This is a genomic window from Protofrankia sp. BMG5.30, assembly GCF_001983005.1.
Classification (GTDB): domain Bacteria; phylum Actinomycetota; class Actinomycetes; order Frankiales; family Frankiaceae; genus Protofrankia; species Protofrankia coriariae.
Genome location: NZ_MOME01000092.1, coordinates 1 through 2135, shown reverse-complemented (window position 1 = coordinate 2135; position 2135 = coordinate 1). Strand labels below are relative to the sequence as shown.

At 59.4% G+C, this 2135-nt stretch carries 2 rRNA genes; both read right to left on the bottom strand.

What is annotated here, in order from left to right:
• Positions 1-1394 (bottom strand): 23S ribosomal RNA (locus BL254_RS24680); the annotation flags it as partial.
• A 415-nt stretch (positions 1395-1809) separates the two neighbouring features.
• Positions 1810-2135 (bottom strand): 16S ribosomal RNA (locus BL254_RS24675); the annotation flags it as partial.

The window sequence follows — 2135 nt, the reverse complement described above, 5'->3', positions numbered from 1 at the left end:
TAGTCATCCGGCGGACGGGATTCTCACCCGTCATTCGCTACTCATGCCTGCATTCTCACTCGTGTAGCATCCACGGCTGGGTCACCCCGCCGCTTCACACGCCACACGACGCTCCCCTACCCATACACACACGTGTGTATGYCGCAGCTTCGGCGGTGCGCTTGAGCCCCGCTACATTGTCGGCGCAGAACCACTTGACCAGTGAGCTATTACGCACTCTTTCAAGGGTGGCTGCTTCTAAGCCAACCTCCTGGTTGTCTCCGCGACTCCACATCCTTTCCCACTTAGCGCACGCTTAGGGGCCTTAGCTGGCGATCTGGGCTGTTTCCCTCTCGACTACGAAGCTTATCCCCCGCAGTCTCACTGCCACGCTTCACTTACCGGCATTCGGAGTTTGGCTGACTTCAGTAAGCTTGTAGGCCCCCTAGGCCATCCAGTGCTCTACCTCCGGCAAGAAACACGTGACGCTGCACCTAAATGCATTTCGGGGAGAACCAGCTATCACCGAGTTTGATTGGCCTTTCACCCCTATCCACAGCTCATCCCCCAGGTTTTCAACCCTGGTGGGTTCGGTCCTCCACACGGTCTTACCCGCGCTTCAACCTGGCCATGGATAGATCACTCGGCTTCGGGTCTTGGACATGCGACTCAAACGCCCTGTTCGGACTCGCTTTCGCTACGGCTCCCCCACAAAGGTTAACCTCGCCACACATCGCAAACTCGCAGGCTCATTCTTCAAAAGGCACGCGGTCACAGGGGCAAGCCCCCGCTCCCACGGATTGTAAGCACACGGTTTCAGGTACTATTTCACTCCCCTCCCGGGGTACTTTTCACCTTTCCCTCACGGTACTCGTCCGCTATCGGTCACCAGGGAGTATTTAGGCTTAGCGGGTGGTCCCGCCAGATTCACACGGAATTTCACGGGCTCCGTGCTACTTGGGATAACGCTCAGGAGACGCYATGCTTTCGCCTACGGGACTCTTACCCTCTACGGCAGTCCATTCGCATGACCTTCGACTAACACGACGCTTTCTCACTCCTCGACAGATCGGCAGATCCGCCCGAACGCTCCCACAACCCCGACCACGCAACGCCTGCCGGCTCTCACACGCCATCGGTTTAGYCTCATCCGCTTTCGCTCGCCACTACTCACGGAATCACGGTTGTTTTCTCTTCCTGCGGGTAATGAGATGTTTCACTTCCCCGCGTTCCCTCCACGCGCCCTATGTGTTCAGGCGCGGGTGACAGGATTTCAAGCCCTGCCGGGTTTCCCCATTCGGAAATCCTCGGATCACAGCTCGGTTGACAGCTCCCCGAGGCATATCGCAGCCTCCCACGTCCTTCATCGGCTCCTGGTGCCAAGGCATCCACCGTGTGCCCTTACTAACTTGGCCACAAAGATGCTCGCGTCCACTGTGTAGTTCTCAAGATACAGACGGCCCCACCCACCCCCACCGCGGCCCACCACCACACCGGATGGCAGTCCCACGACAGCAGATGGTCCGCACTCACGACCGCACCCCCCCAGCAGCCCACACACAGCCACCAGAAGGGCACCCCGATCGCCAAGGAAGCACACTCACTCCCTCAGGACCCAACAGCGTGCCACGTAGACCCCTCCCACCCCCACCAGACCCGTTCCACCCCCACCCCCACACGGAGGACAAGGCGTACTAGACATCCAGCAGCAGCCAGAAAAGATCCAACCAGTCAGCGTTCCACGCCATCGAGCACCAGGCCGGCCTGAACATCCGGCACTGGCCCCTGAACACACAACCCTCACAGGTCATGCGCCAGAACGCTCCTTAGAAAGGAGGTGATCCAGCCGCACCTTCCGGTACGGCTACCTTGTTACGACTTCGTCCCAATCGCCGGTCCCACCTTCGACGGCTCCCCCCACAWGGGTTGGGCCACCGGCTTCGGGTGTTACCGACTTTCGTGACGTGACGGGCGGTGTGTACAAGGCCCGGGAACGTATTCACCGCAGCATTGCTGATCTGCGATTACTAGCGACTCCGACTTCACGGGGTCGAGTTGCAGACCCCGATCCGAACTGAGACCGGCTTTTTGGGATTCGCTCCACCTCACGGCATCGCAGCCCTTTGTACCGGCCATTGTAGCATGTGTGCAGCCCA